The sequence below is a fragment of the Roseovarius sp. CAU 1744 genome (genome assembly GCF_039839345.1).
Classification (GTDB): domain Bacteria; phylum Pseudomonadota; class Alphaproteobacteria; order Rhodobacterales; family Rhodobacteraceae; genus Roseovarius.
In genome coordinates this window covers 307106-330322 of sequence record NZ_JBDOQV010000004.1, presented here as the reverse complement: position 1 = coordinate 330322, position 23217 = coordinate 307106, and the positions used below count along the sequence as shown (strand labels likewise).

Sequence of the window (23217 nt, the reverse complement as noted above, 5' to 3'; positions counted from 1 at the left end):
GAGCTAGAAATGGCGACTGAATTTAATACGGGCAGCGATGCCTCATTGAACGAGGCGGTCAAAAGCCGATACGAGGCGAATGCCGACACGAACGTATTCACGGATAACGAGAAGGCCAAGTTGGCGGGCGTTGCAGAGGGCGCCGAAGTCAATGCGGTGAACAGTGTGAATGGCGCAACCGGTGCGGTCAACCTGAACGCGGATGATATCGCTGACGACGCAACGACGCACAAGTTCGCGACCGCTGCGCAACTGGCCAAGATCGACGCGATCGAGGCCGGGGCGACGGGTGACCAATCCGGTGCCGAGATCGTCTCGGCCATCGACGCCGAATTGGGCGGGGCCACCTGGCAGTCCGGTGGTACCGGCGGCGGCACCGTCGACAAAATTACCGGCGTGGCACAGGACCGTATTCTGGGCCGGCTGTCGGCAGGGTCGGGTGACAGCGAAGAGCTGACGGCGTCTGACATGCGGGCGTTTCTGAACGTGGCAGATGGTGCCGCACCCGACCAGAGCGGCGCGCAGATCAAGGCCCTGTATGAGGCGGAAAGCAATACCAATGCTTTCAGCGATGCAGAGAAATCGAAACTGGCGGGGGTTTCCGCCGGGGCGACCGCGAATTCCGGTGCGTTGGCGGATGCTGACACGGTCGGGTCGGCCGAGATCGAAGACGGCGCCGTGACCTTGCCCAAACTGGCGCAGGTTGCGACCAATCGGTTGCTGGGTCGTACCAGCGGCGGAACCGGTCAGGTTGAAGTATTGAATGCCGGCGCCGTGCGCAGCATCCTGAACGTGCTGACCTCGACCAGCCTTGCCTCGACCACAAATGGCCAGGGCGCCTCGTTGATCGGCCTGGCGGATAACGGGGCGCTGTTCACGGCATCCGATGTCGAGGCAGCGTTGCAGGAGCTTGCCACCAAGCTGGACAATTACGGCGATGTCGTGACCCTCGACCAGACTGACGTGGTGCTTCAGGGCGGACAGGACGTGATTGTCTTCGACGCGGGCGGCAGCGCGACAGCGGCACGTCCCACGCAATCGGCCACGAAGACGGTCATCTGGTTCAACCACGGGCCATCCATGCCGGCAAACCTGGGCACGTATGACATCGCCGTGGGCGGTGGTTTCGGCGTGGCCTCGGTCAACACCCAATCGGGTGCATCCTATACGCTTGCGCTGAACGATGCCGGCTTGAATGTCGACATGACACGCGCGTCAGCAAATACCGTGACGATACCGGCAACCGCGACTGTCGCCTTTGCCGTCGGTGCGACGATTTCGATTACGCAACTGGGATCCGGTCAGACCACGGTGGGCGGAGCCAGCGGTGTGTCGGTCAATGGGATATCGGGCGGCAGCGTGGCCATCAACAATCAGTATTCGGGTTGCGTGCTTCGCAAGATCGCGACGGATGCCTGGGTTGTCCAGGGGGATATCACCTGATGCCCGTTTCAGCCTTTGACATGATCACGAGCGCCATCCTGTCCTCAAAACGTGCGGCTGGCGGGACCTATTCCGAAGTGGGCGTCAACACAAATTCTGGCGCTTACCTGGTCTTTCCGGCGACGATCCCGTCGACACAGCATTTCCTGGCTTTCTGTGCCTATCAGACCTTGAGCGATTTCAGGGGCAGCATCCTGGGCCTTGAAAACGCGGGGGCATCGGACGGATGGCGTCCGGATGATGTCAGCACGGACGGATTTTCCAACCCCGAGATCGATTTCCTGATTTCCGGCACAACCGATAAGAAGTTCAGAAGTACCGCCAACTACGCAATCGGTGACAGGATGTGCGTGTTGATTTCCGGTTCAATCCTGGCTGGTGTGGCGACATCAAAGGTTGTGATCTGGGACGAGACCGGCGGGAGCGCGGTGAATGTATTCACCAATATCAGCGCACCCTTGGCGAGCCGGTATGACTGGGACAGGTACAGCGCGACTCTTCCGGCGCTGTTCGCTTCCGCTGGCGGGCAGCGCCCGGCGGACTTGCTGAATTTCCGCTTTGCCTATTGGGATGAGGGCGATCTGGGCGGCCCTCCGCCGGAGATCGACAGCGGCGCCGTGCAGGGCAAGTTCTTCAACGGCTCTTCTGGCGCAATCGTCGACCCGGCGGTGTCACATGCGTCGTACGGCACCCCGCTCTATGACATCCACGGGCCCGCATCGAACTACAACAACGGCACCAATCTCGGGGCTGGCAGCGATTGGACCGCGAGCGGTTCGACCTTCTCGTAGGAGGCTAATTTGTTACACACATCAGATCTTCAGATACTGGTAGACGATACCGGTTCCGCCTTGGCGACAAAATCCTATCCGGTACAGCGGGAAAACACCGGGCCGGGGAGCGGCGACCCCGAGACCGAGGCGCTGGCCTATGTCGCAAATGCGACCGAGACCTATGACCAGAACGCCTTTATTGATCCGATGCTGCAACGCGACATCGACAGCATCAAAAGTTACTGCGATCGCGCCAAGGCGGATGTGATTGCGGTGGCAACGGGCGCGTGGTCGGATCCCGCAACATGGTGGTCGATTTCAGGGAACACCCAGCGGGTGCCTCAGGCCGGTGAAAACGTCCTGATCCCCCAGGGCGTCGATGTCACCTATGACATGAACGACAGCGCCGAATACAACACGATCCGCGTCGATGGCGGTTTTGTCTGGGCGGATGATCGCAGCACAGAGCTACGCTGCGATACGATTTTTATCGATCATACAGGTACTTACAAACTTGCAACAGAAGCATCGCCCGCACCTGACAGCCATACCCAAACCCTGATTTACACCGATAACGGCCCGCTTGATGTCACCAATGACCCGGTCAAGATGCAGCGCGGGTTGATCTGTTTTGGTCAGGCGTCGATCTATGCAACCCCGGTGATCGGGATTGCCCGCGCAGCAGGGGATATCGCGCAAGGGGCCACCTCGGTAACGCTGGATCGCCAGGTTCAGGGTTATTCCGGCTTCAGGGACTGGAAGGTCGGCGACGAGATCATCATTCCGGGCACCCGTATGCGCGGGCATTGCTCGACCTGGGAGCCCTGGGAGTTCGAGGTCCGGACGATCAGCGCGATCGACAATTCGGTACCGGCTGCACCGGTCATTCACTGGACAACGCCGCTGATCTATCCGCACCCGGCCTGCTATCGCCGGGCCTCGCTGACGGCACATATCGTGAACCGGACGCGGAATTTCCGCACGACGACCGATGGACAGCCCGCCGATGCGCAGCGTCGTGCGCACCAGTTGTTCAAGAACAAGGATCAGAACACTGTTGAATATGTCGAAGCCTGGGGCATGGGCCGTACCGACATGGATTTCCTGGCACTTGGAACATCCCCCGTACAGCTCAGCACCATGCCGACAATCACGGTAACAACCAATACCAATGGGCGCTACATCTGGTATTTCCACCACAATGGCGCAAAGAACCCGGCGCTGAACCCGTCCATCTTCCGGGGGTGCGTGGGATATGACAGTCCGGGCTGGGTGTTCGTGCACCACGACAGCCACGGCCACATGATCGACTGTATCGCGTTCGATTTTCAGGCGGTCGGTTTTGCCGGCGAGGGTGGCGGATCGTGGGGCAGCATCGACGGCTGCATCGCCATTGGCAACCGCGAGACATGGCATGAAGCGTCGACCGCGCGGATCAAGGATGGGGGCCATCATATCGGCGACATGGGCCACGGGTTCTGGTCGAATTCGCGCCCCCTGCACCTGAAGAACTTCGTCGCTGTCAACTGCACCGCTGGCATGTCGTGGACCTCGCGGGTGAGTTTTGGCACGAATGTCTACCCGGGTATCACAGCGGAGCTGCGCGCATTCTACGGGCTTGCCGCGTTGCCCGATACGGATGTGCAAAAGACGCTGGCCGTCATCGAGGGGTTCGAGAATAACGAGGCCTACGCCTGTAACTGGGACGGGTCGGTCGCAAAGAAATTCCCGGTCCAGCATCATGATCTTGTTTCTTTCCTCGACGGTTTCACCGCCTGGGAGGTCGATGTCGGGTTTCACTGGCAGTATACCGGCATGTATTCCATGAAAGATTTCGACATGATCGGGTTCAATCCGGCCCATAGATCGCGGGCCCCGTTCAACCCGGGCATCGGCCTGTGGCCGTTCCGCCAGGCCGTCGGCATGACGTTCGTGAACCCTCGGATAGACAGCTTTTCCAACGCGATGGCCTTCACCACCGCGGGTGGGGAAAATACCAGTGAAAACAAGGCAATCAAGATCATCAACAAGACATTCACGAACTGTCCGGTGCACTACATCTTTGACGGCAACGAGATCACCTTGCCTTACTCTGCCGGCGTCAACGGCTTTACCGACATCGAGGAATTGACAACCGCGGAACTGGGCGACAGCTCGGCCGGTGCCATCACCACGACCTATATCCAGGATAGCTGTACCTGGGCCGGGTCGCCCTACAACTTCGTGATCGGTCACGATTTCACCTATACCGATAGCGTCGGGCTGCAGCACCGCCAGCGCGGCCTGCCGAACCCGGATTATGGCTGGGGCCTGTTCGTCAACGGGCAGCTTGAGGCGCGCGAACATGCGCGCACATCCAAGGATGCCAGCATTTGCATCCTGATCAGCTCGATCCAGATGCAGCAAATGATCCTGCAGAACGGTGTCTACACCAGCGCGGCGGGCGACAAGGTGCTGCTGATCCCCGACATCATCCAGGATCGAACATCGGGTGAGAAAACCGAGTTCTTCACGCCGGTGGCCATCCGGTGCCGTTCGTCCGAATTCTTTTCAATCCTGCCGAATTATGACGCCGGCGTGGGCGACAACGGATTGCTCGGTGTCGTCAACGGGCAGGATTTCACAAGTTTCGACCCTGCCGGCAACAAAGGCCTAACATAGGAGTCCATAATGTCTCATCATATTCCAATGCTTACCCCGCTTCTTGCCTGGGCGCTGATCGTCATCAGCGGCGTCTCGCTCTACTTTCATTACTACAACAGCCGCAATGCAGGCTGGTTGCTGAAATACAACCAGATGGAGCTGGCGACGATGGCCCGGCGCGGCGAGCAGAACATGGGTGTTGATTGCGCCGTCATGGGGTTTGGCATGGGGTTGCACAACCTGAACTTCCTACCCGACACCGTGATCTTCTGGGTTGGCCTCGTGATTGTTCTGTTCCGGGCCTACATCCTTGGGATCACGATCAAACGGTCCAGACGCATTTACAATTTCAAGTGGGAGCAGGTGGGTGATGATCTGGAAAAGCTCACCGGATAACCCGCACGTGAGGTGATTTTCCGGAGGGGAGCGGAGCCTTTTTACAAGGCTCCGCTTTTTTCTTGCGCCCTGCCACGCGTCGGGCAGGTGGACGCGGGCACCCAAACGGATTAAGACCGGCGCCGCTGCATCGGATTTCCCCGGTGTCAGATTACCAGCGGCGTTCCAGGCGGAGGCACCTGTCAGCGACATGACCCATACGGTCGGTAACATATCGGGTACGGTGTCTGTGCCGGCAGCGGGCTCCGTGGTTCGACAGGCGGCCCGGCTGTCCGTCGCGCCGATGATGGACTGGACCGACAGTTCAAAGAGTCTGTGAAATTTCAATTTTTTACGGTCATGTTGTAACCCGTGTTGTAAATCATGTTGTAAGTCCGTCCCGGTCGTGCGCACAAAAAGTAGGCAGAAAATCTGATAGGCCATCGTCGAGCGGCCCCGTTTGTGAATTTGATTTCAAAGGGTTGTGGCCGGGCTGGAACGGTTTTGCCCAGTTTTTCACCGGCGAAGCTTCAGCCGGCTGGATTGGACGGATCGAGGTGGTGACAAAACCCCTTGGCAGATCACTCCCAGTGAGTGTTTTGGGCCACAGGACGAGCCTTTTCTGAAGCGCCGAAGGTCACTACTTGAAAGCGTCCCGCTCGTACAGCGCGACCTCGCGACGCTTGTCGAGATAGGTGGCGAGATCCGAGAGGTGGACGCCCTTCGCGCTTTTCTGACTGCGCTCCGATCGCACCAGCGGCAGATCGATTTCACCGGAACTGACCTTCCTGAGGAACTTCGGCAAGGTCAGATGGGAAAAGTAGTCTTTGCAGACCGCATCGACCGGTACGACCGCGCGGCCATCATACTGAGCCATCAGGAGAAAAAGCGTGTTCATCGGTCAGTCTCGGTGGTTTTTCTGCTCAGCATCCTGACCTCAGCCGCGTTGTCCATCAATGCGAGTGGGCGGCGGCGTTTGGCGGGATCAGGGACCTTGATCGTGAAAAAGGCGGCAAGCGGCGGCGGAAGGTGGCGAACAAATAGGACGGAATGCGACCAAATCGGCGTATCTTCCTGCGGTCGTTCACTGGGTTTCGGAGAGCCAGAGGCGGGCAGGGAGGGCCGTGACGGGTTGAGGGTTGGAGGAGAGGCCTCCGGCGCCCGTCGCGGAGGTTTTCCCAATGAATACCGAAATTATCGATGCCGGGCGTGAAATAAGCGGCGGCTACAAGGTGGATGTGTCGCGCGGCACGAATGTGGATCGCGTTTCGTCCGAATGGTTCTCGCGGCCGGAGGACGAGCGGTATCTGTCGCTCGACGATCTCTTCGCCTCGGTCAAGGGCCGGGCGGAGCGGAGCCGGACGCGCACGTTGGAGAGTGCGGCGATCCGGGTCGAGGCGCATCGCGACAACCCGGAGAAGCTGGGCCTTGTCCTGCCGGGCGCGGATGAACCCATCGCGCCGACGCATTGGTCCTTCGGCCAGCTCTCGAGCCTCGTCGGCGCGCCCGCAGCCTATCTGCGGCAACTGCCCGCGCCGCTGGCGGGCATTAACCTTCAGTACGGCCTGACCAACCACCGGGCCGAGCAGATCAAGACGATGGAGGTCGCGAACGGTCGCACCGAACTGCGCGCCGTGACTGGCCCCGACTATGGCCGGATCTACGACCACGAACTGGTCTCCGCCGTTCAGCGCATCGCGGGCAACGGCACCGGCGACACGCGCTGGAAGGTACCGGGCGTGCTCGACTGGTCGACCGGCATCTACAACCCCCGCGTGGACGTGACGAAGGAGACGACGACGCTCTACGCCTCGGACCGCGACGTATTCCTGTTCCTCGTCGACGATCTGAACCCGATCGAGGCGGGGCTGCTGCCCGACGGCTCACCCGACCTCTATTTCCGGGGGTTCTACTGCTGGAATTCCGAGGTGGGTGCCAAGACGCTCGGCATCGCCAGCTTCTACCTGCGCGCGGTCTGCCAGAACCGCAACCTCTGGGGCGTCGAGGACTTCCAGGAGATCACCATCCGGCACTCGAAATACGCCGCCTCCCGCTTCGCCCATGAGGCCACCCCGGCGCTCACCCGCTTTGCCGAGTCCTCACCCGCGCCCTTCATCGACGGCATCCGCGCGGCGCGCGAGAAGATCGTCGCGCGGTCCGACGACGACCGTCAGGATTTCCTGCGCAAGCGCGGGTTCTCGAAGGCTGAAACCGGGCGGATCGTCGAGACGGTGCTGGCCGAGGAAGGCCGCCCGCCCGAGAGTGTCTTCGACTTCGTGCAGGGGATCACCGCCGTCGCGCGGTCCAAGCCGCAGCAGGATGCGCGGCTGGTGATGGAGGGGAAAGCGAAGGTGTTGTTGGAAAGGGCGCTTTAATCCTCGATATTAGGTGGCGGGCACAAGTGCACCGCCACCTTGGGGCCACAAGGAAAACAAGTCTGGTCCGCGAAGCTTGTACCATCTAATTGTCGTTATGCTGGACAAGGAGCAATCAGAAGTCATGTATATTTCGATCACCTTCCCCGTTGCGGACTTTCGCAACTTGCATCGAGAAAATGCCGGAAGGCTTGATCGGCCTGCTTGGGGGAGGACCGATCCTCAGGCGCAATTCGCCCGTGGCTTTGGAGCTATACATACGCGGACAAAGTCTGGAAATGGATTTTCTGGAGAGAATTACTATGCCGATTGCGACAACCTAATTCGTTATCCGGAGCAAATATTCGTATCACCTTTTGCTGATTTCAATCGCCCAATTCTTGCTTACCCATTCTATCGCCGGTTCTTTTTCGATGGTCAGATGGCTGGCAGATTTGAACTAGGTTTTCGCCTCAACGAAGGATCGCTTGCCGACATCTCAATTACTAGAGGCGATGCCCAGTATATTGCATCCACTTTGGCGAAGAAGCTTCTTGATGAAGAGGTTCGAGTACAGCTCGTTGACGGCAGAGAGCTGACGCAGCCTTTTTCGAACGCGATGAATGCTCTTCGCGATGGATGGCTTCTCAGCAGCACAAAAACGAAGGCACTAAGTACGTTCGACATCTCAACTGTTGGGGTCAACTATGTCGGCGTGGGGAAGCCATTCGTATTTATTAGGGCTGGGAACCAGACAAGGCTGGCAGAGGAACGCCAGAAACGGAATCTCCTCGATCAAGATGACTTGAGGTTATTTCTTACACGATCTGGGTCACAGGGCCAAATTTTTGATACTGCCGTAATCCAATCTCAAAGGGACTTGGATGATGAAAATGCAAATGAACGACTTGCGAGGCTGTTTTACTCGCAGCTGAGGACACTTGTTTTTGCACATTCATTCTATTTGCTCCAGGTTGAGGCAGGACTGATCTCTGGTCCGAGGTATCTAGAGTCCGCGCTCAAATCACTTGTTGACCGTCTATCGGCCTTGGAGCCGGTAGAAGATCAACATGGCGACGCACTGACCTGTGAAGCACTGCGTCAGATTCTCAGGAGTGCGGATATCGACGTTGCTCGCATGAGCCGCGAAATAGACGAACAGCTTAAGCCCGGGTGGCTTAGGCGCAACCTTGGAGGTTTTTTCGGCTACTTCGATAGGAAAGCTGACTTGGCAATTGAGGCCGCCGCAGGTGCCGCTACTAAGCAGCTACTCTCCGGCGGCCCTTAAAATATTGGGCAGCACCGAATGCTTAGCCCGTCTATGCCGGTGAGGGAACCAACCCTCTTGCTTCAAAAATAGTATGGCACGTTCGCCATTGCAAGTGGTGATGGTGGGACGTTTCGCGGTGTCGGCATCGATCTATCGTGGCTCTCTCAGAGTAAGAGGTGGGCCGGGTTTTCCGTGACGGGTTTGGAGGTCGGGAGAGAGGCTCCCGGCTGGCCCGTCGCGGAGTTATCCCGATGACCAAGCAACAGAAAATCACCCTCAGCGCCTCGCGCGACATTCCCTTCAACAAGCTGATGCTCAGCCAGTCGAACGTGCGTCACGTCAAGGCGGGCGTGTCGATCGAGGAGCTGGCCGAAGACATCGCGCGGCGGACACTGCTCAGTTCCATCACCGTGCGGCCCGTGCTGGACGACGATGGCGCCGAGACCGGCATGTACACAATCCCCGCCGGCGGGCGGCGGTTCCGAGCGCTGGAACTGCTCGTAAAACAGAAGCGCATGAACAAGACAGCACTTGTGCCTTGCATCGTGCGCACAGACGGGCTCGCCGAGGAAGACAGCCTCGCCGAGAACGTCCAGCGCGCGCCGCTGCACCCGCTCGACCAGTTCCGTGCCTTCCAGGCGATGCGCGAGAAGGGCCGCACCGAGGAGGAGATCGCAGCGGCCTTCTTCGTTTCGGCCAGCGTGGTCAAGCAGCGGCTGAAGCTGGCCGCGGTCGCGCCCTCGCTGCTCGACGCCTATGCCGAGGAGGAGATGACGCTCGACCAACTCATGGCCTTCACGGTGAATCCCGATCACGCTCGGCAGGAGCAGGTCTGGGAGGCGTTGCAGCGGCATTATTCGCGGCAGCCCTACGAGATCCGCCGCATGCTGACCGAAGGCGCGGTGCGGGCCTCGGACAAGCGGGCGCAGTTCGTGGGGCTCGACGACTACGTCGAGGCCGGGGGCGAGATTCTGCGCGACCTGTTTCAGCAGGACGACGGCGGCTGGCTGCAGGATGCCGCGCTGCTCGACGTCATGGTGCGCGAGAAGCTGGCCGAGGAGGCCGAGGCGGTCCGTGCCGAGGGCTGGAAATGGGTCGAGGTCGATACCGAATTCCCCTATGGCCACACTTTCGGGATGCGTCGGGTCCATGGCGAGGTGGTGCCGATGAGCGACGAGGAAGCGGCCAGCTACCAGGCGCTGAAGGCCGAATACGACGCGCTCGAGGCCGAGCATGCGGAGACCGACGAGCTTCCGGACGAGGTCGATGCACGGCTCGGCGAGATCGAGGAGGCGATGGAGGCACTCGATGCGCGTCCGATCCAGTACGAGGCCGACGACCTCGCGCTGGCCGGGGCCTTCGTAAGCATCGACAGTTCCGGGAGGCTGCGCGTCGAACGGGGCTACGTGCGGCCCGAGGATGAGCCAGTCGAGGAGGTGGCGGACCTCGGCGAGGTCGCACCGGAAACGACGCCGGTCGAGGACACCGACGACACCATCACCGCCACCACGGACGAGGAGGAAGAAGACGAAGGCCTCAAGCCGCTCTCCGACCGCCTCGTCATGGAACTGACTGCCCACCGCACCCTTGCCCTGCGCAATGCGCTGGCCCAGGACCCGCAGGTCGCCTTTCTCGCGGCCCTGCACGCGATGGTCCTGCGGCTCTTCTACCGATACGCCGTCGACAGCTGTGTCGAGATCGAACCGCGCAACGCGGGGTTCGGATCGCAGGTGCCGGGCCTCGGCGACACGGCCTATGCGCAGGCCATTGACCAACGCCACGAGACCTGGCCGGGCAACCTGCCGAAGGCACCCGAGGACCTTTGGGAGGCGCTGACCGAGTTTGACAGCTGCAGCCGCGAGGCGCTTTTCGCCCACTGCGTCGCGATGAGCGTGAATGCCGTCCACGACCCCTACCAGCGTCGGCCGCGCGCCATCGCGCATGCGGATGTGCTGGCCGGGACCGTCGGGCTCGACATGGCCAAGGCGGGCTGGACGGCAACAGGCGACAGCTACCTCGCTCGGGTCACCAAGGCCCGCATCCTCGAGGCAGTTCGCGAAGCGAAGGGCGAGGACGCCGCTGACCGCATCGCGGGGCTGAAGAAGGCCGAGATGGTGACCGCTGCAGAGGACCTGCTCGTCGGCACCGGCTGGCTGCCGGACCCGCTGCGCACGCCGCCGCTGCCGGAAGAGGACGCACCGGAGATCGAGCTTGTCGACGACGCGGACCGCGCCGCCGATGACGGTTCGGAAGACGATCCCGACAGCAGCGAAGCGCAATCGGCGGAAGACGGCGGCGAACCGGCTATCGGAGATTCCGAACCCTCGGGAGAAGATGATCCCGTCGCCGGTGACGCCTTCGTCCGGACCGCCGCTGAGTGACCTTCGAGCAGCACGGGACCTTCCCCTAAGGTCCCAGGTCATGGGCCCGTCAGGCATGGCGGGCCCATGATTTCGTCCAAACCTCTTGGAGACTGCCATGACGAGCCCCGCCACCGAGCTTTCGCACCAGCTTGCCCAGAATGCCGAAGCGGTTTGCCGACACTATCTTTCGAACGGCCGGAAGCAGGGTCAATACTGGCTGGTTGGCGACGTCCTGAACAAACCGGGCCGATCCATGTTCGTTCGGCTATCCGGGCCACTGTCCGGTGCCCGTGCCGCCGGAAAATGGACCGACGCGGCCACGGGACAGCATGGCGATCTGCTCGATGTCATCCGCGAAAGCTGCGGCTTGGTCGACTTCAAGGACGTTGCCGATGAGGCCCGACGCTTCTTGAGCCTGCCCTTACCTGATCCACCCCGACAGCATTCTCCACATTCACAGCCACCAGCTGCCATCGGATCCCAGGAAGCGGCGCGACGTCTGTTCGCAATGGGCGTGCCGATCCGCGGCACTCCAATGGAAACCTATCTGCGCGGGCGTGGCATCGGAGCGACGGACCAAATGCCAAGTCTGCGGTTCCATCCCGCCTGCTACTATCGGCCAGAGGGTGGCGGGCCGGTTGCGCCGCTTCCGGCCATGCTCGCTGCCATCACCGATCTCGAGGGCCGCCATACCGGGACCCATCGCACCTGGCTGCGTCCGGATGGCAGCGCAAAGGCAGATATCGACACGCCGCGACGCGCGATGGGCGCCTTGCTCGGAAACGGGGTGCGGTTCGGCGCGCCCGGTGACTTGCTCGTCGCGGGTGAGGGGATCGAGACGGTTCTTTCCGTGCGCTCGGCCCTGCCCGAAATGCCGGCCCTCGCGGCGCTGTCATCGGGGCACCTAGCCGCCATCCGGTTTCCTGCAGGATTGAGGCGGCTCTACGTGCTGCGCGACCGTGATCCCGCAGGCGCGGCGGCACGTGATCGACTTGAGGCGCGCGCAGCGGAGGTCGGGATCGAAGTGCTGACTCTCACGCCGCGACTGGCCGACTTCAACGATGATCTCCGGCGCTATGGGCTGGCGGCCTTGCAAGCGCGGTTGCGGCTTCATCTCCAAGCCGAGGACACCGCGCGGTTCGTGCCGGTGTGACAGGGCGGCAATCGAGCTGGCATTGCAAGGCTCACTGTATCGCTTTCGGACGGGTATGCCGCGGGGGGGTCCCATCCATGGGAAAGGCCGGCGCGCACGGCCTTCTCAGAGGGCAGGGGACCCACAAGCGCGCCGGCCCGGCAATGGCCGCGCTACGGCTATTTTCCGCCGCGCCCCGATGGGGCGCTTTGCATCGCGAGGCAAAATAGCCGGGCTTGGCCATCAAGGCCCTCGCGAAAGGCTGGGGCTGCCCGGCCGTCCCGCCCGTGGGCGCTTTCCTGCCACGAAGGCCGCGTGTGGCGCGCGGCCCCCCCGAGGAAGGAACCCGCAGATGACCCTTGATCCCGAGACCGATGCCCATGAGCCGCATCACAGCACGTCCTCGACCGCCCATGTCCTGACCGAACTCCAGCTCTACGGCTGGCGCCCCTACGAGGATGAACCCGATCCGCGCCCCTTGCCCGAGGGCAGCCAGATCGCCGGAGCCGTCGCCGACATCCTCGACGCGCTGGTTGCGACGCTTGGTGACACGCGGCTCGAACCCGACCTCGACGAACTGCTCTGGGGTGCGGTCAACCTCTTCCACCGCGCGCTAGTCCGGGCCGAGCGACAGCTCGACGACAACGAACAGGCGCAGCGCCGCATGCAGCGGGAACAGGACGGCTCCGAGGTGAAATCCCTCGAACTCGAACGCCTCTTGGCCGAGGGGCAGAGCATGGTCGAACGGCGCACAGCGCTGGAACTCTTCCGCGACCTCGCGGCCGAAGGCTTTGAGCATCACCTCGGCAAGCCCTGGCACCCCCGGACCGGCTCGCGCGTCAGCCATCGCAACCTGACCGCCGCAATGATCGACAGCCGCGATTTTCTCGCCGCCCGCCGTCGGGCCGAGGCGAAACTGCTGCTGCCCGAGGGCCCCAAGGTGGCCGTGACCGGCGGGGCGGATTTCAACGATCACCGCTTGATCTGGGCGCAACTCGACCGGGTCCATGCCAAGCACCCGGACATGGTGCTGCTCCACGGCGGCTCACCCAAGGGCGCAGAGCTCATCGCCTCCCGCTGGGCCGATCACCGCAAGGTGCCGCAGGTCGCCTTCCGGCCCGACTGGACTAAGCATGGCCGCTCCGCCCCGTTCAAGCGTAACGACGCGATGCTGGACGTCCTGCCGATCGGCGTGCTGGTCTTTCCGGGCACAGGGATCCAGGAGAACCTTGCCGACAAGGCCCGCAAGCTGGGGATCCCGGTGCTGAAGCATGATGGCGGCGCGTGAGCGCCGCTTCTCGACTCGCCGTGCACATCACACGGCCACTCCGTCAGACCGGACATTCATGCTCATCGCAGCATGTTTCTGGTTTGAGCCCTGAACAGAAGTGTTAAAATCTTGCTGCGTGTGCACAACTGGAGAATTTTACTGCGCTGGCATCAAAATCTGATCTGCGATGTGGCAGAGATTGCGGCCATTCATACGGGATGCAGCAATTCTGAAATCACGAACTCACGCAGCGCGGGACGAAGCTGCCGCTGGAAAACGTACTTTGAATGACTGCGTTCAAGACCTTTGCGGGCATCTGCCATCCAAAGGATTTGGTAACCTAACGGCTTATCTGGACGACGTTCCGAATATGTTTACGGGGCTCGAAGATGCGATATAATCCTAAAGACCTTGGGGTTCCAGGAAGTAATCTTGAAGAGGTAGTGATGACACTTAAAGTGATTGGAGCGGGCTTTGGCCGGACCGGAACCATGTCCTTGCGAATGGCGCTCAACAAGCTTGAACTCGGCCCGTGTTATCACATGGAAGACGTACTGCAGGATATGCCAACGCGTACCCCACAATGGAATGCGGCACTTTCCGCTGCGCCAGATTGGGACCACGTTTTTAGTGGCTTTGTATCGGCGGTTGACTGGCCCGTCGCCGCATTCTGGAAGGAATTAATGTCCTACTATCCCCATGCCAAATTCGTGCTATCTTCGCGGGACCCCGAGGGTTGGTACGAGAGCATTTCCCAGACCATTCTTGCAGTCTTAACCGCGCCGGAAAAATGGCCTGGCGAACAGGTGGAGTGGTTGAAAATGGTTAGAAGTGTTGTGATCGAACGAAGCCTTGGCGGACGAACGGACAAAGAGGGTGCGATTGATGCCTTCCGTTCTCAGGAAGCAGCTCTTGCAAGGACCCTTCCAGCCAATCGATTGTTGGTACACAGAGCCACCGACGGTTGGGAACCTCTATGCGCCTTTCTTGAAAAGGATGTCCCGGGTGAGTCTTATCCGCGATCCAATAGCCGTCAGGAGTTCTTTGAAATCATGGCTCAAAATTCTGGCGACTAGGTCATGAGCTAATCGCCGATAGGAAGACCGGCCTGCTGAAAGCCGTTAAGGACCATTTCAAGTGATTGAGCGTTCCTAATCGGTAGAGACTTCCCATATTTGGGAACGGTTGCTTTTGGCAACAGCGTCATAAGTCGAGTGGCGATGGTTTTTGCTTCTGACAAACGATCTAGTTGGGTGTATGCCGCGATCAAAACCCAGTACGTCGAATCCCACTGTGAATTGAGCGCGAGCGAACGTTCCGCTAACTCCGCTGCGAGATCGACGCGTCCGCAGGAAAGCTGGGCATATCCGGCTACTGTCAGATGGCTGAAGAAACTTGGATCCAACGGGGCAAGAGCCATCGCGCGCTCCACATGACCTAGTCCGGCTTCTGGATCATCGCCAAAGATCAATGCACAACCGGCCATCGCGTTCACAAATCCTGATCCTGGATTGACATGAACCGCGCGGCGCACTGCTTCGAGGCCGATTGCGTAATATTGTTTGAGCATCACGAGCGTAAAGCCTCCCAGAACGATATTGATCGTATCGCCATCGTCAGCAGAAAGTGCCCGCCGTGCTAGGGAGACTGCCGTTGCAAGGTCATCTTCGCCGGCAGGTAGCCATGCCCGGGTGATCCGCTGCACCAGGCTGCATGGGCAAGGGCCGGTCCATACCAAGGATCAAGGTCGATCGCGCGGTTGACGGAATCACTCTTTCCTGACCGTCGCACTGAAATCAAAACTTTTGCTCCTGGAACGGAATAATCCGTGTGTCTCGAACGTCTCTATTTCAAATGACGGTGTGCGCCGACACACCGCGTGACCAGCCAAGGGAGGAAGACATGGCGCTCGACGAGGATAAGAAACGCTCGGTTCATGAGTTTTTCGGGGAAGATCCGGAAAAGGCGGACAAAGAATTTTTTGGACGGATCGCGAACCCCGACCGGCGCGGATTCCTGAAAAGAACGGGACTTGCAACCATGGCCGCGATGGTCGGCACATCGATTCCGTTTCACCGCAACATGCCCATCGGCTTCGTGCCCGCGGCGATGGCGCAGGAGAATGTGCTGGTCGGCAAGGATGGGCTGACACTGCTCAACGACCGTCCGGTCAATGCTGAGACGCCGCCCGAACTCTTGGACGATGCGATCACGCCGACCAGCCGGCACTTCATCCGCAACAATGGTATCCCGCCCGAGAATGTGGATCCGGAGGCCTGGACGCTGACCATCGACGGTTTCGTCGACACCCCGATGGAACTCAGCATCGCCGATCTACGCGAGCAGTTCGCGGTGGTGACAATGGCTTTGGCGCTTGAATGTGGCGGCAACGGACGCGCATTCTTTGACCCTCCGGCCAAGGGCAACCAGTGGACCTATGGCGCAATCGGGTGCTCGGAGTGGACAGGCGTGCGCCTCAAGGATGTTCTGGAAAAGGCTGGCGTGCAGTCGATTGTTGTCTACACAGCGCATTACGGTGCCGACAGCCATCTTTCCGGCGACCCGGAAAAGCTGCCGATCTCGCGTGGAATGCCGATCGCCAAAGCGATGACAGACAACATTCTGATCGCCTTTGAAATGAACGGCGAAGCATTGCATCAAATGAATGGCGCGCCACTACGCCTTGTCGTGCCGGGCTGGCCAGGCTCTTGTTCGCAGAAATGGTTGACGCGGATCGAGTTGCGCGACCAAGTGCATGACGGGCCAAAGATGACCGGAACCTCTTACCGCGTGCCTGCCTATAAGGTTGCAGCGGGTCAGGATGTACCCAAAGAAGATTTCGTGATCATCGAACGGATGCCGGTAAAATCGCTCGTGACCTTCCCGGCCAATAACTCCGACATTGGATTGGAAACCGAAGTTCGTGGCCATGCCTGGTCGGGTGACCGTACGATTGACAAGGTCGAGATTTCAATGGATTTCGGGGCAACCTGGATGAATGCCACGCTGGATGCACCCGTGAATGACGGGGCCTGGCAGAACTGGCGGGCGAACGCTACCTTCCCGCAAGCGGGCTACTACGAAATCTGGGCGCGCGCCACGGACAGCGAAGGTGTGATGCAACCTTTCGCTATCGACTGGAACCCCAAAGGGTATCTCAACAACACTATGCACCGCGTCGGCGTTCGCGCAAGTTGACCAATTTAAGGGGCGGTCACGATGCCGCCCCGAACCTTTCCCTGATTGGAGTATGCTCATGCCTTTCGCGATCCTGCGAAGATTTTCGATTGTCGCCATCGGTTGCGTTTTGGCACCACCCAGCCTGGCCAATGAAGATTACGAATTCGGTGTCCTATTTGATGCGCCCGGCGTCGAAACCACCTTTTATGCCTGCACGGCCTGCCATTCAGAGATGATCGTGGCGCAGCAAGGCCTGACCCGCGAGGAGTGGGACGATATGCTGGAGTGGATGGTCGAGGAACAAGGCATGTATGAGATTGAGGAGCCCGAGCGGTCCGAAATTCTCGACTACCTCGCCGCGCACTACAACACCGACCGTCCGAACTTTCCGAGACCCTTGGAGTAGTCGCGGAGATGGAAACTGTCGCTATCCCACGCAGGGGCCGGCGGCAGTCGTGGCATCCGACACAGCGGCCAGAATAGTTTCGGTCGCTTTTTGCCGCGAGGTATATTTCAGATATGTAGCGATGGCATCAAATTTTGATTGGTCCATACCAGTGGCGACAATCATGTGAAGCAGGTTGTCGGCCGTCGTCCATGCCTCAACCTGATGATCGGATAAGCGGCCTGGATCATCCCCTCCCACGGCTCCGCGAAAATACGAAAGGCGGCATCCATTCCGACCTGCGTAATGTGTCACTTGCCCGTCATCGAGGGCGCGTACGAAAACCGGCGTCAGGTTGGCGCCGGAAAGATCCGGCACATCTTCGGAGCTTGCAGCGACAACTGGGCGTAGATCTCCATCGCTCGACGAAACCGGCTGCGCCGCAAATTCGGCATGGATGTCCAACACGGTGGGCTTGGCAAAGATGCTGGGGCCAACAACGAATGCGATGGCAAGGACCGCTGATATTGCGCCACCTGCAACCCATCTTCCGGGCCACCAGTTGTCGTTTGCAGCACGGCCGCCCGGCGCGGAGTCCCCATATCTTGACTCAGGTCGCATCGCCGCCAAGCTTGACGACATCCCCCGCAGCTCTTCCAGTGCCAAGGCTAGAGCAGGCTCAACCGCGAGCCGGGACTCCATTGCGCGCTTGTCCTTAGCGCCCAATTCACCATCGTGGTAGGCGTTGATCAGTTCCCAGTCTTGGTCGTTCAAATCGTTCATTTCTACCGCTTCTCTTCAACGTCGGGCATGTCCGCCCCTCCGACCAATTCAAGCAAGGTTTTCCTTGCCCGGCTGATCCGACTCATCACCGTTCCATTGGGCACATTCATCACTTCTGCAGCTTCCGCGTATTTCAATCCCATAATGTCCACAAGGCAAAGCACTTCGCGCATATTCGGCGTCAGTTTTTCGTAAGCCATACGGATCATGATGTCCCGGGCCGTATCAGAAGTGCCCGCTTCATCGGATAGACGTCTTTCAGCCGCCAAATATTCCCTGCGTACACGCTTTTTCCTGAGGTCGTCGTAATGCAGGTTTCGAATGACACGGAACATCCAAGGACGCAGTTCGACAAGACGCGTCGGCCGGTTTGCTGCTCTCAGAGCACGTTCGATGGCGTCCTGAACAAGGTCCTCTGCATCCTCACCCGACGCACAGATCGCAATCGCATAAGCCCGAAGTTCGGGCAGCAAGGTTTCGATTTGCGTCAAGGATGCCATGGTGGCACTCTGCGACATGATTGCGTAGCGGTCAAAGCCCTGGGCGAAATCCTCATTCGATACCATTCGCGATCTGCAATTCGCGGACATAACGGACGATCTTTTCGACGTCTTCGCGGGCTACTCCCTGAACGGGGGGCATATCCCCAAACCGCCAGTGATGCCCCCGCACACCCAAAGCAACGGCACGCTGAAACGACTCGTCGCCGTGATGCGAGGGCTCGTAGATCTTGTGAACCAAGGGCGGCCCCTTTCCGTCATTGCCCGCCGCATCTTGACCATGACAAGCGATGCAGTTGGCGTCGAACAAGGCTTTGCCGTCTTCAGCGATTGGCGACAGGTTTTGTGGAAGTTTCACCTCCACGAGATTGGCCAGACCGGCATTTCCAACTGTTCTCTCCGATACAGGGTCGGGCCGAACCACGACCCAATACACAAGTGCCGTGGTCAGCAATAGGGCAATGGCAATAAGATTTTTCTTCATCTTGGTCTCCAGATTATCGTCGGTGCCGAAACTGTTGCGCGGCTACGCGCCGCCCCAGAGCTTTGTCAGCATCCAGATCGCCATGCCAATCATCATCAGGTTTTCGGTGAGCGAGACGAATCCAAGCGGCACTTTGCTGTCTCCGCCCACGCATGCGCATTTCAGTTCGCGCTTGTCTATATAGACAGCTTTGAACACGCTGAACGCACCGATGATGGCGATGAACAAGGCCACGGGCGCCGAAAGCCATGTCAGCACGCCAGCCATCATCAGCAGACCCGCGCCGGTCTCTGCAAACGGGTAGATGTAGCCATATCGCACCCATTTCTGGGCCAGCAGGTCATAGTTCAGGAACATCGTGGCGAATTGCTCGATATCCTTAAGCTTTTGGAGACCCAACAGCACCATCGAAATCGCGATAAACCATTCAGCTGTTCGGCCCGCCACGGGCGTACCGAGCACCAACAGTGTCACGGCGACAGCCATCAGGGCGGCAACCGAAAACAGCGCGATGACCGGCTGGTAGGTGGTCGCGCCCTCGTCTTTTCTTGCTTTGCCGAAATAGGCCGCCAAGGCGTCAAAGCCGCCGATGCGATCACCGCCGATAAAGGTTTGCGGTGTGGTTTCTACCGCATGTTCCTTCTTGAAAGCCTCTACGTCCTCACGGCTGGTCAGGTGATGATCGTCAACCGTGTATCCTTCGCGTTCCAGCAGATCCTTGGATTTCAGTCCGTAGGGACACATGTGGTCGGACATAACCATGCGATAAAGGACAGCTTTTTTTGCTTCGTCGGTGTGATCTAGCATTCGTAACTCCTATGGCTGTTTCATTTTTCGAGTGAGATCGTTTGAAGGGAGATGCTCCTGTCCGACGGCACGTTCGCTGCCAGGCGCCTTTAAAGGCGTTGTTCAGATGCCTTTGAAATTGACCCGTCCTTCCATTTCCATGGCCTTCTCGATTGCGGTTTGCTTGCTCTGGTTTCGCCAGCGGCTGAATTGCGCGACCGCAATTCCCAGGAACATGATGGCGGCACCGGGCAAAAACCCTGCTCCGGGGTCCTCGCCCAAGAGGATGATGGCGATTGAGATTGCCGCCAGCGGCGAGAACGAAGTGGCCAACGCCACATCATTTGCCCTGGCCCGTTTCAGGCCGAAAATCCACGCAAACTGACCGGCAATGATGATGATGATCGCATAGACCCATATCCACACCAGCAGCACCGGCTGGAACATGGCATGGAACTCGTGGTGACCCGAAAACAACAAGTTGTAGAGGAAAAAGATCAGGGTTCCGAGCACGGTTCGGAAGATTGAAAATACGCCAAGAGGAACATGCTGCAACGCTGCGCGTGTGATGATTGTCGATGCGGTGAACGACAGCGTGGCAAAAAACGCGGCAATTTCTCCCGGGCCGAGATCCAGAGACCCGCGATTGTCCTTAAGCGCCAGAATGACAATTGCGCCGAGAAGAATGACGAGGGCGCCAATCAGCGACCAGATATCCAGTTTCTCCTTCAAAAATACCGCGGCGGCCAGCATGAAGATGGGCGGATCAATACGTCCGACAATCGCGACATTCGTAACCGTCGTATTTTCCAGAGCGACAAAGAACAATCCAGGCGTTATGGCCGAGGACAAGGTGGTTGCAAGGACCAGCACCGCCCAGTCCGATAGGCTCAGCTCCCGCAGATTTTCAAGGGTCCAGTCCTGCCAGAAGAACGCGACCATTGGCAGCAGCGAAATAAGCGATCCCAGGACAAATAAGTTGCTGAAGGTGACGACGTTGTGGCCGTGCACCGGGTTCTGCTCGCCAATATCGACCAGCAGAAGCACGATCGAGTTGGAGGCCGCGTAGATGACAACAGCGATCCAGCACAAAATAGCGCCATAGAAAGCAGAAGAAGCCTTTCGGTTGATTTCATGTACTTGGGGCATAAAAAATCCTGAGGCGGGCTTGCGATTTTCAACCAATCGCAATTGGTATCCTGAAAGACGGCAAAGTGTCATCGGCGTCCCCCAAAATTAAACGCCAACAGCCGCCTACTCTGCGTGAACGGGGTGGCAGCCTCAGACTGGACTACCACCCAGATAGAGATTTACTTCAGGCCCGTGACCGTCAGCTTGCCCTTCACGCGATCGGCCAGGAATTCAATTTCCTGCCCCTCGGTCATTTGCGCAATGATGTCGTCTTCGGCACGAAAGACCATTGTCATCGCGGGCATGTCGAGCTCGGTCAGCTCTTCGTGGATGATTGTCACCTTGCCGGCGTCAGCTTTGATCTTTTTCACCACGCCTTTGGTGTAGGTCCGTTCGACGTCGGCCTGCACAACTTCGATGGGCCCACTCATTCCAGATTCGTAATGGCCCGGGATCAGGCAGGCAAATTCGAACGTGCCAGCATTGGCAAAGGTCCAAATCACTTCGTCAGAATGGCCGGGATCCAGGCGTACCGAATTGGGATCGTCATGCTCCATATCCATTTGTGCCATGAGTTCCTTATGCTTGGCGTTGCCTTCCACAGTGTCGAGGACAAACTCATGCTCCAACTCTCCCTCGTTCGAAACGTTGAACCGGATCGTCTCACCTTGGGTTATGTTGAAGGCAGCGGGCTCAAAGATCATGCCACCATCATCGGTTTCCCACATGACGACATCAATCGTGCGATCCACCTTATCGGCTGATCCGGGCATGCCGATGGCCATCATTTCCGCATGGTCCGTGTTGTGATCGTGACCTTCCGTATGGCCATGTTCGGCCGCGCTGTCGGGTGTTTTGTGATCCGCTTCATCGTGGTTTTTGTGTGTGTGCCCGCCGTCATGGCTTCCAGCCGCAAAGGCTGCAGAAGTGGCAAGGATGGCGACAAGCGTAGTTGCTGCGATTTTCATTTTTGTTCCTTTCAGTTTTTTCAGTCGAGCGTTCAGCTCTTGCGTTTGGTCAGGATGGTCTTGGCGCTGTTGTTCGAGCTGAATTCGGGCAATTCGCCGGTCCACTCATAGGCCTCGGTGCCAGGCGGGTTTTCGTACCAGCCCGGATCCGCGTAATCGCCGGGTTCGACATCGTCCCGCACCTTCACGACCGAGAACATGCCACCCATCTCGATAGGCCCGTGTGGACCCCAACCGGTCATCATCGGCACGGTGTTGTCGGGGATTTCCATGGCCATTTCACCCATATCTGCCATGCCAGCCATGCCCATCGGCATATATTCCGGCTGGTGTTCGCGGATCATGCCTGTGAGGCGACTTTTATCGACGCCGATGAAAGTTGGCACATCATGGCCCATTGCGTTCATGGTGTGGTGCGATTTGTGACAGTGGATGGCCCAGTCGCCAGGATAGATCGCATCGAATTCGTAAGCACGCATCGCGCCCACGGGAATGTCGATGCTGACCTCAGGCCAGCGCGCCTCTTCGCGTACCCAACCGCCGTCGGTGCAGGTGACTTCGAAGTCATAACCATGCATGTGGATCGGGTGGTTTGTCATTGTGAGATTGCCAACACGCACTCGGACCCGGTCACCCTGACGCACAACCAGCGGGTCGATGTCGGGGAAAATCCGGCTGTTCCAAGTCCAGAGGTTGAAGTCAGTCATCGTCATCACGCGCGGCTTGTAGCTGCCCGGAACGATGTCGAAGGCGTTCAGCATGATGCAGAAGTCGCGATCCACTGGCATGAATGTCGAATCCTTCGGGTGGACAATGAACATGCCCATCATTCCCATCGCCATCTGTACCATTTCGTCGGCATGCGGGTGATACATGAAGGTCCCCGACTTGATCAGGTCGAACTCGTAGACATACGTTTTCCCCGGAGGGATCGCCTTGTGCGACAGTCCACCGACGCCATCCATGCCTGACGGCAGGATCATCCCGTGCCAATGCACCGATGTGTGTTCGGGCAGTTTGTTAGTGACATAGATGCGGACGCGATCCCCCTCGACCGCCTCGATCGTGGGACCCGTGGACTGACCGTTATAGCCCCAAAGATGGGCCGTCATGTCCTCGGCCATTTCGCGCTCGACCGGCTCCGCCACCAGGTGGAACTCTTTGACATTGCCATTCATCCGATAAGGCAGTGTCCAGCCATTCAGGGTCACCACCGGATTGTAGTCAGGCCCCGTTGAGGGCCTTGGCGTGATCTGGGTGGCCGCCGATTCCATGACAGGGGCCTCAGGCAGGCCCATGTTCTGCGCTTTCGCGGCCGCGCCGGTTGCCAGAAGACCGGCACCCGCGCTCAGTAGTTGACGTCTGTTCATCATCGAT

At 59.2% G+C, this 23217-nt stretch carries 21 protein-coding genes; 12 read left to right on the top strand and 9 right to left on the bottom strand.

The annotated features are described in order from the left end of the window. The first annotated feature begins 9 nt into the window (after positions 1–9). The 4 genes from AAFO92_RS10335 to AAFO92_RS10320 are packed head-to-tail and all read left to right on the top strand — an operon-like array spanning position 10 to position 5255. On the top strand, positions 10–1443 hold the full coding sequence (locus tag AAFO92_RS10335; RefSeq protein ID WP_347534717.1) for a hypothetical protein: 1434 nt from the start codon (positions 10–12) through the stop codon (positions 1441–1443). Further along, positions 1443–2234, top strand: a complete 792-nt coding sequence (locus AAFO92_RS10330; RefSeq protein WP_347534715.1) for a hypothetical protein — start codon at positions 1443–1445, stop codon at positions 2232–2234. Before AAFO92_RS10335 ends, AAFO92_RS10330 begins: the two co-directional genes overlap by 1 nt. A 9-nt stretch (positions 2235–2243) precedes the next feature. After that, on the top strand, positions 2244–4877 hold the full coding sequence (locus AAFO92_RS10325; RefSeq protein WP_347534713.1) for a G8 domain-containing protein: 2634 nt from the start codon (positions 2244–2246) through the stop codon (positions 4875–4877). A gap of 9 nt (positions 4878–4886) precedes the next feature. Further along, entirely contained in the window at positions 4887–5255 is a 369-nt protein-coding gene (locus AAFO92_RS10320) for a hypothetical protein (RefSeq protein WP_347534711.1), read from the top strand. A 619-nt stretch (positions 5256–5874) separates the two neighbouring features. Here the strand turns inward: AAFO92_RS10320 and AAFO92_RS10315 are convergent. Next, positions 5875–6132: a pyocin activator PrtN family protein gene (locus tag AAFO92_RS10315; protein ID WP_054538582.1), complete on the bottom strand. Its 258-nt coding sequence runs from the start codon at positions 6130–6132 to the stop codon at positions 5875–5877. A 283-nt stretch (positions 6133–6415) separates the two neighbouring features. On the opposite strand from AAFO92_RS10315, the gene AAFO92_RS10310 reads away from it, so the two are divergent. From AAFO92_RS10310 to AAFO92_RS10285, 6 genes are all read left to right on the top strand, one after another. Continuing rightward, entirely contained in the window at positions 6416–7609 is a 1194-nt protein-coding gene (locus tag AAFO92_RS10310; protein ID WP_347534709.1) for a DUF932 domain-containing protein, read from the top strand. Positions 7610–7733: 124 nt separating this feature from the next. Then, positions 7734–8876, top strand: a complete 1143-nt coding sequence (locus tag AAFO92_RS10305; RefSeq protein ID WP_347534707.1) for a hypothetical protein — start codon at positions 7734–7736, stop codon at positions 8874–8876. A 233-nt stretch (positions 8877–9109) separates the two neighbouring features. Continuing rightward, positions 9110–11239, top strand: coding sequence for a ParB N-terminal domain-containing protein (locus tag AAFO92_RS10300; RefSeq protein WP_347534705.1), 2130 nt, complete (start codon positions 9110–9112; stop codon positions 11237–11239). A gap of 97 nt (positions 11240–11336) precedes the next feature. Further along, the gene (locus tag AAFO92_RS10295; protein WP_347534703.1) at positions 11337–12374 is read left to right on the top strand and encodes a toprim domain-containing protein; all 1038 of its coding nucleotides are present in this window, start codon (positions 11337–11339) and stop codon (positions 12372–12374) included. Positions 12375–12705: 331 nt separating this feature from the next. Beyond that, positions 12706–13641: a DUF2493 domain-containing protein gene (locus AAFO92_RS10290; RefSeq protein WP_347534701.1), complete on the top strand. Its 936-nt coding sequence runs from the start codon at positions 12706–12708 to the stop codon at positions 13639–13641. Positions 13642–14069: 428 nt separating this feature from the next. After that, positions 14070–14699: a sulfotransferase family protein gene (locus AAFO92_RS10285; RefSeq protein ID WP_347534699.1), complete on the top strand. Its 630-nt coding sequence runs from the start codon at positions 14070–14072 to the stop codon at positions 14697–14699. Positions 14700–14707: 8 nt separating this feature from the next. Here the strand turns inward: AAFO92_RS10285 and AAFO92_RS10280 are convergent, their stop codons facing one another. Then, positions 14708–15328, bottom strand: a complete 621-nt coding sequence (locus AAFO92_RS10280) for a hypothetical protein (RefSeq protein WP_347534698.1) — start codon at positions 15326–15328, stop codon at positions 14708–14710. Between the two features lie 197 nt (positions 15329–15525). Here AAFO92_RS10280 and AAFO92_RS10275 point away from each other — a divergent pair, with 197 nt between their 5' ends. Together AAFO92_RS10275 and AAFO92_RS10270 are read left to right on the top strand one after the other, a co-directional pair. Next, on the top strand, positions 15526–16821 hold the full coding sequence (locus AAFO92_RS10275) for a sulfite oxidase (RefSeq protein ID WP_347534696.1): 1296 nt from the start codon (positions 15526–15528) through the stop codon (positions 16819–16821). A gap of 58 nt (positions 16822–16879) precedes the next feature. Further along, complete coding sequence (locus tag AAFO92_RS10270) at positions 16880–17209, top strand: aldehyde dehydrogenase (RefSeq protein WP_347534694.1); 330 nt, start codon at positions 16880–16882, stop codon at positions 17207–17209. A gap of 21 nt (positions 17210–17230) precedes the next feature. On the opposite strand, the gene AAFO92_RS10265 is transcribed toward AAFO92_RS10270, so the two are convergent. The 7 genes from AAFO92_RS10265 to AAFO92_RS10235 form a co-directional block, all read right to left on the bottom strand. Further along, positions 17231–17971, bottom strand: coding sequence for a hypothetical protein (locus tag AAFO92_RS10265; RefSeq protein WP_347534692.1), 741 nt, complete (start codon positions 17969–17971; stop codon positions 17231–17233). A gap of 2 nt (positions 17972–17973) precedes the next feature. Continuing rightward, the gene (locus AAFO92_RS10260) at positions 17974–18537 is read right to left on the bottom strand and encodes an RNA polymerase sigma factor (protein WP_347534690.1); all 564 of its coding nucleotides are present in this window, start codon (positions 18535–18537) and stop codon (positions 17974–17976) included. Further along, positions 18524–18955 (bottom strand): cytochrome c, encoded by a 432-nt coding sequence (locus tag AAFO92_RS10255; RefSeq protein ID WP_347534688.1) that lies wholly within the window; start codon positions 18953–18955, stop codon positions 18524–18526. The genes AAFO92_RS10260 and AAFO92_RS10255 overlap by 14 nt, the downstream gene beginning before the upstream one ends. 42 nt (positions 18956–18997) lie before the next feature. Then, on the bottom strand, positions 18998–19762 hold the full coding sequence (locus AAFO92_RS10250; protein ID WP_347534686.1) for a glutaredoxin family protein: 765 nt from the start codon (positions 19760–19762) through the stop codon (positions 18998–19000). Positions 19763–19864: 102 nt separating this feature from the next. Further along, entirely contained in the window at positions 19865–20962 is a 1098-nt protein-coding gene (locus AAFO92_RS10245; RefSeq protein WP_347534684.1) for a DMT family transporter, read from the bottom strand. An 89-nt stretch (positions 20963–21051) separates the two neighbouring features. Beyond that, a complete protein-coding gene (locus AAFO92_RS10240) occupies positions 21052–21840 on the bottom strand; it encodes a copper-binding protein (RefSeq protein ID WP_347534682.1) in 789 nt (262 codons plus the stop codon). Positions 21841–21872: 32 nt separating this feature from the next. Beyond that, positions 21873–23213, bottom strand: a complete 1341-nt coding sequence (locus AAFO92_RS10235; RefSeq protein WP_347534680.1) for a copper oxidase — start codon at positions 23211–23213, stop codon at positions 21873–21875. Between the last annotated feature and the right edge of the window lie 4 nt (positions 23214–23217).

What these genes read in the sequence shown, in the direction of transcription:
- AAFO92_RS10335 (WP_347534717.1), top strand. Translation starts at nt 10, where the DNA reads ATGGCGACTGAATTTAATACGGGCAGCGATGCCTCATTGAACGAGGCG.
- AAFO92_RS10330 (WP_347534715.1), top strand. Translation starts at nt 1,443, where the DNA reads ATGCCCGTTTCAGCCTTTGACATGATCACGAGCGCCATCCTGTCCTCA.
- AAFO92_RS10320 (WP_347534711.1), top strand. Translation starts at nt 4,887, where the DNA reads ATGTCTCATCATATTCCAATGCTTACCCCGCTTCTTGCCTGGGCGCTG.
- AAFO92_RS10315 (WP_054538582.1), bottom strand. Translation starts at nt 6,132, where the DNA reads ATGAACACGCTTTTTCTCCTGATGGCTCAGTATGATGGCCGCGCGGTC.
- AAFO92_RS10310 (WP_347534709.1), top strand. Translation starts at nt 6,416, where the DNA reads ATGAATACCGAAATTATCGATGCCGGGCGTGAAATAAGCGGCGGCTAC.
- AAFO92_RS10305 (WP_347534707.1), top strand. Translation starts at nt 7,734, where the DNA reads ATGTATATTTCGATCACCTTCCCCGTTGCGGACTTTCGCAACTTGCAT.
- AAFO92_RS10300 (WP_347534705.1), top strand. Translation starts at nt 9,110, where the DNA reads ATGACCAAGCAACAGAAAATCACCCTCAGCGCCTCGCGCGACATTCCC.
- AAFO92_RS10295 (WP_347534703.1), top strand. Translation starts at nt 11,337, where the DNA reads ATGACGAGCCCCGCCACCGAGCTTTCGCACCAGCTTGCCCAGAATGCC.
- AAFO92_RS10290 (WP_347534701.1), top strand. Translation starts at nt 12,706, where the DNA reads ATGACCCTTGATCCCGAGACCGATGCCCATGAGCCGCATCACAGCACG.
- AAFO92_RS10285 (WP_347534699.1), top strand. Translation starts at nt 14,070, where the DNA reads ATGACACTTAAAGTGATTGGAGCGGGCTTTGGCCGGACCGGAACCATG.
- AAFO92_RS10275 (WP_347534696.1), top strand. Translation starts at nt 15,526, where the DNA reads ATGGCGCTCGACGAGGATAAGAAACGCTCGGTTCATGAGTTTTTCGGG.
- AAFO92_RS10270 (WP_347534694.1), top strand. Translation starts at nt 16,880, where the DNA reads ATGCCTTTCGCGATCCTGCGAAGATTTTCGATTGTCGCCATCGGTTGC.
- AAFO92_RS10265 (WP_347534692.1), bottom strand. Translation starts at nt 17,971, where the DNA reads ATGAACGATTTGAACGACCAAGACTGGGAACTGATCAACGCCTACCAC.
- AAFO92_RS10260 (WP_347534690.1), bottom strand. Translation starts at nt 18,537, where the DNA reads ATGGTATCGAATGAGGATTTCGCCCAGGGCTTTGACCGCTACGCAATC.
- AAFO92_RS10255 (WP_347534688.1), bottom strand. Translation starts at nt 18,955, where the DNA reads ATGAAGAAAAATCTTATTGCCATTGCCCTATTGCTGACCACGGCACTT.
- AAFO92_RS10250 (WP_347534686.1), bottom strand. Translation starts at nt 19,762, where the DNA reads ATGCTAGATCACACCGACGAAGCAAAAAAAGCTGTCCTTTATCGCATG.
- AAFO92_RS10245 (WP_347534684.1), bottom strand. Translation starts at nt 20,962, where the DNA reads ATGACACTTTGCCGTCTTTCAGGATACCAATTGCGATTGGTTGAAAAT.
- AAFO92_RS10240 (WP_347534682.1), bottom strand. Translation starts at nt 21,840, where the DNA reads ATGAAAATCGCAGCAACTACGCTTGTCGCCATCCTTGCCACTTCTGCA.
- AAFO92_RS10235 (WP_347534680.1), bottom strand. Translation starts at nt 23,213, where the DNA reads ATGATGAACAGACGTCAACTACTGAGCGCGGGTGCCGGTCTTCTGGCA.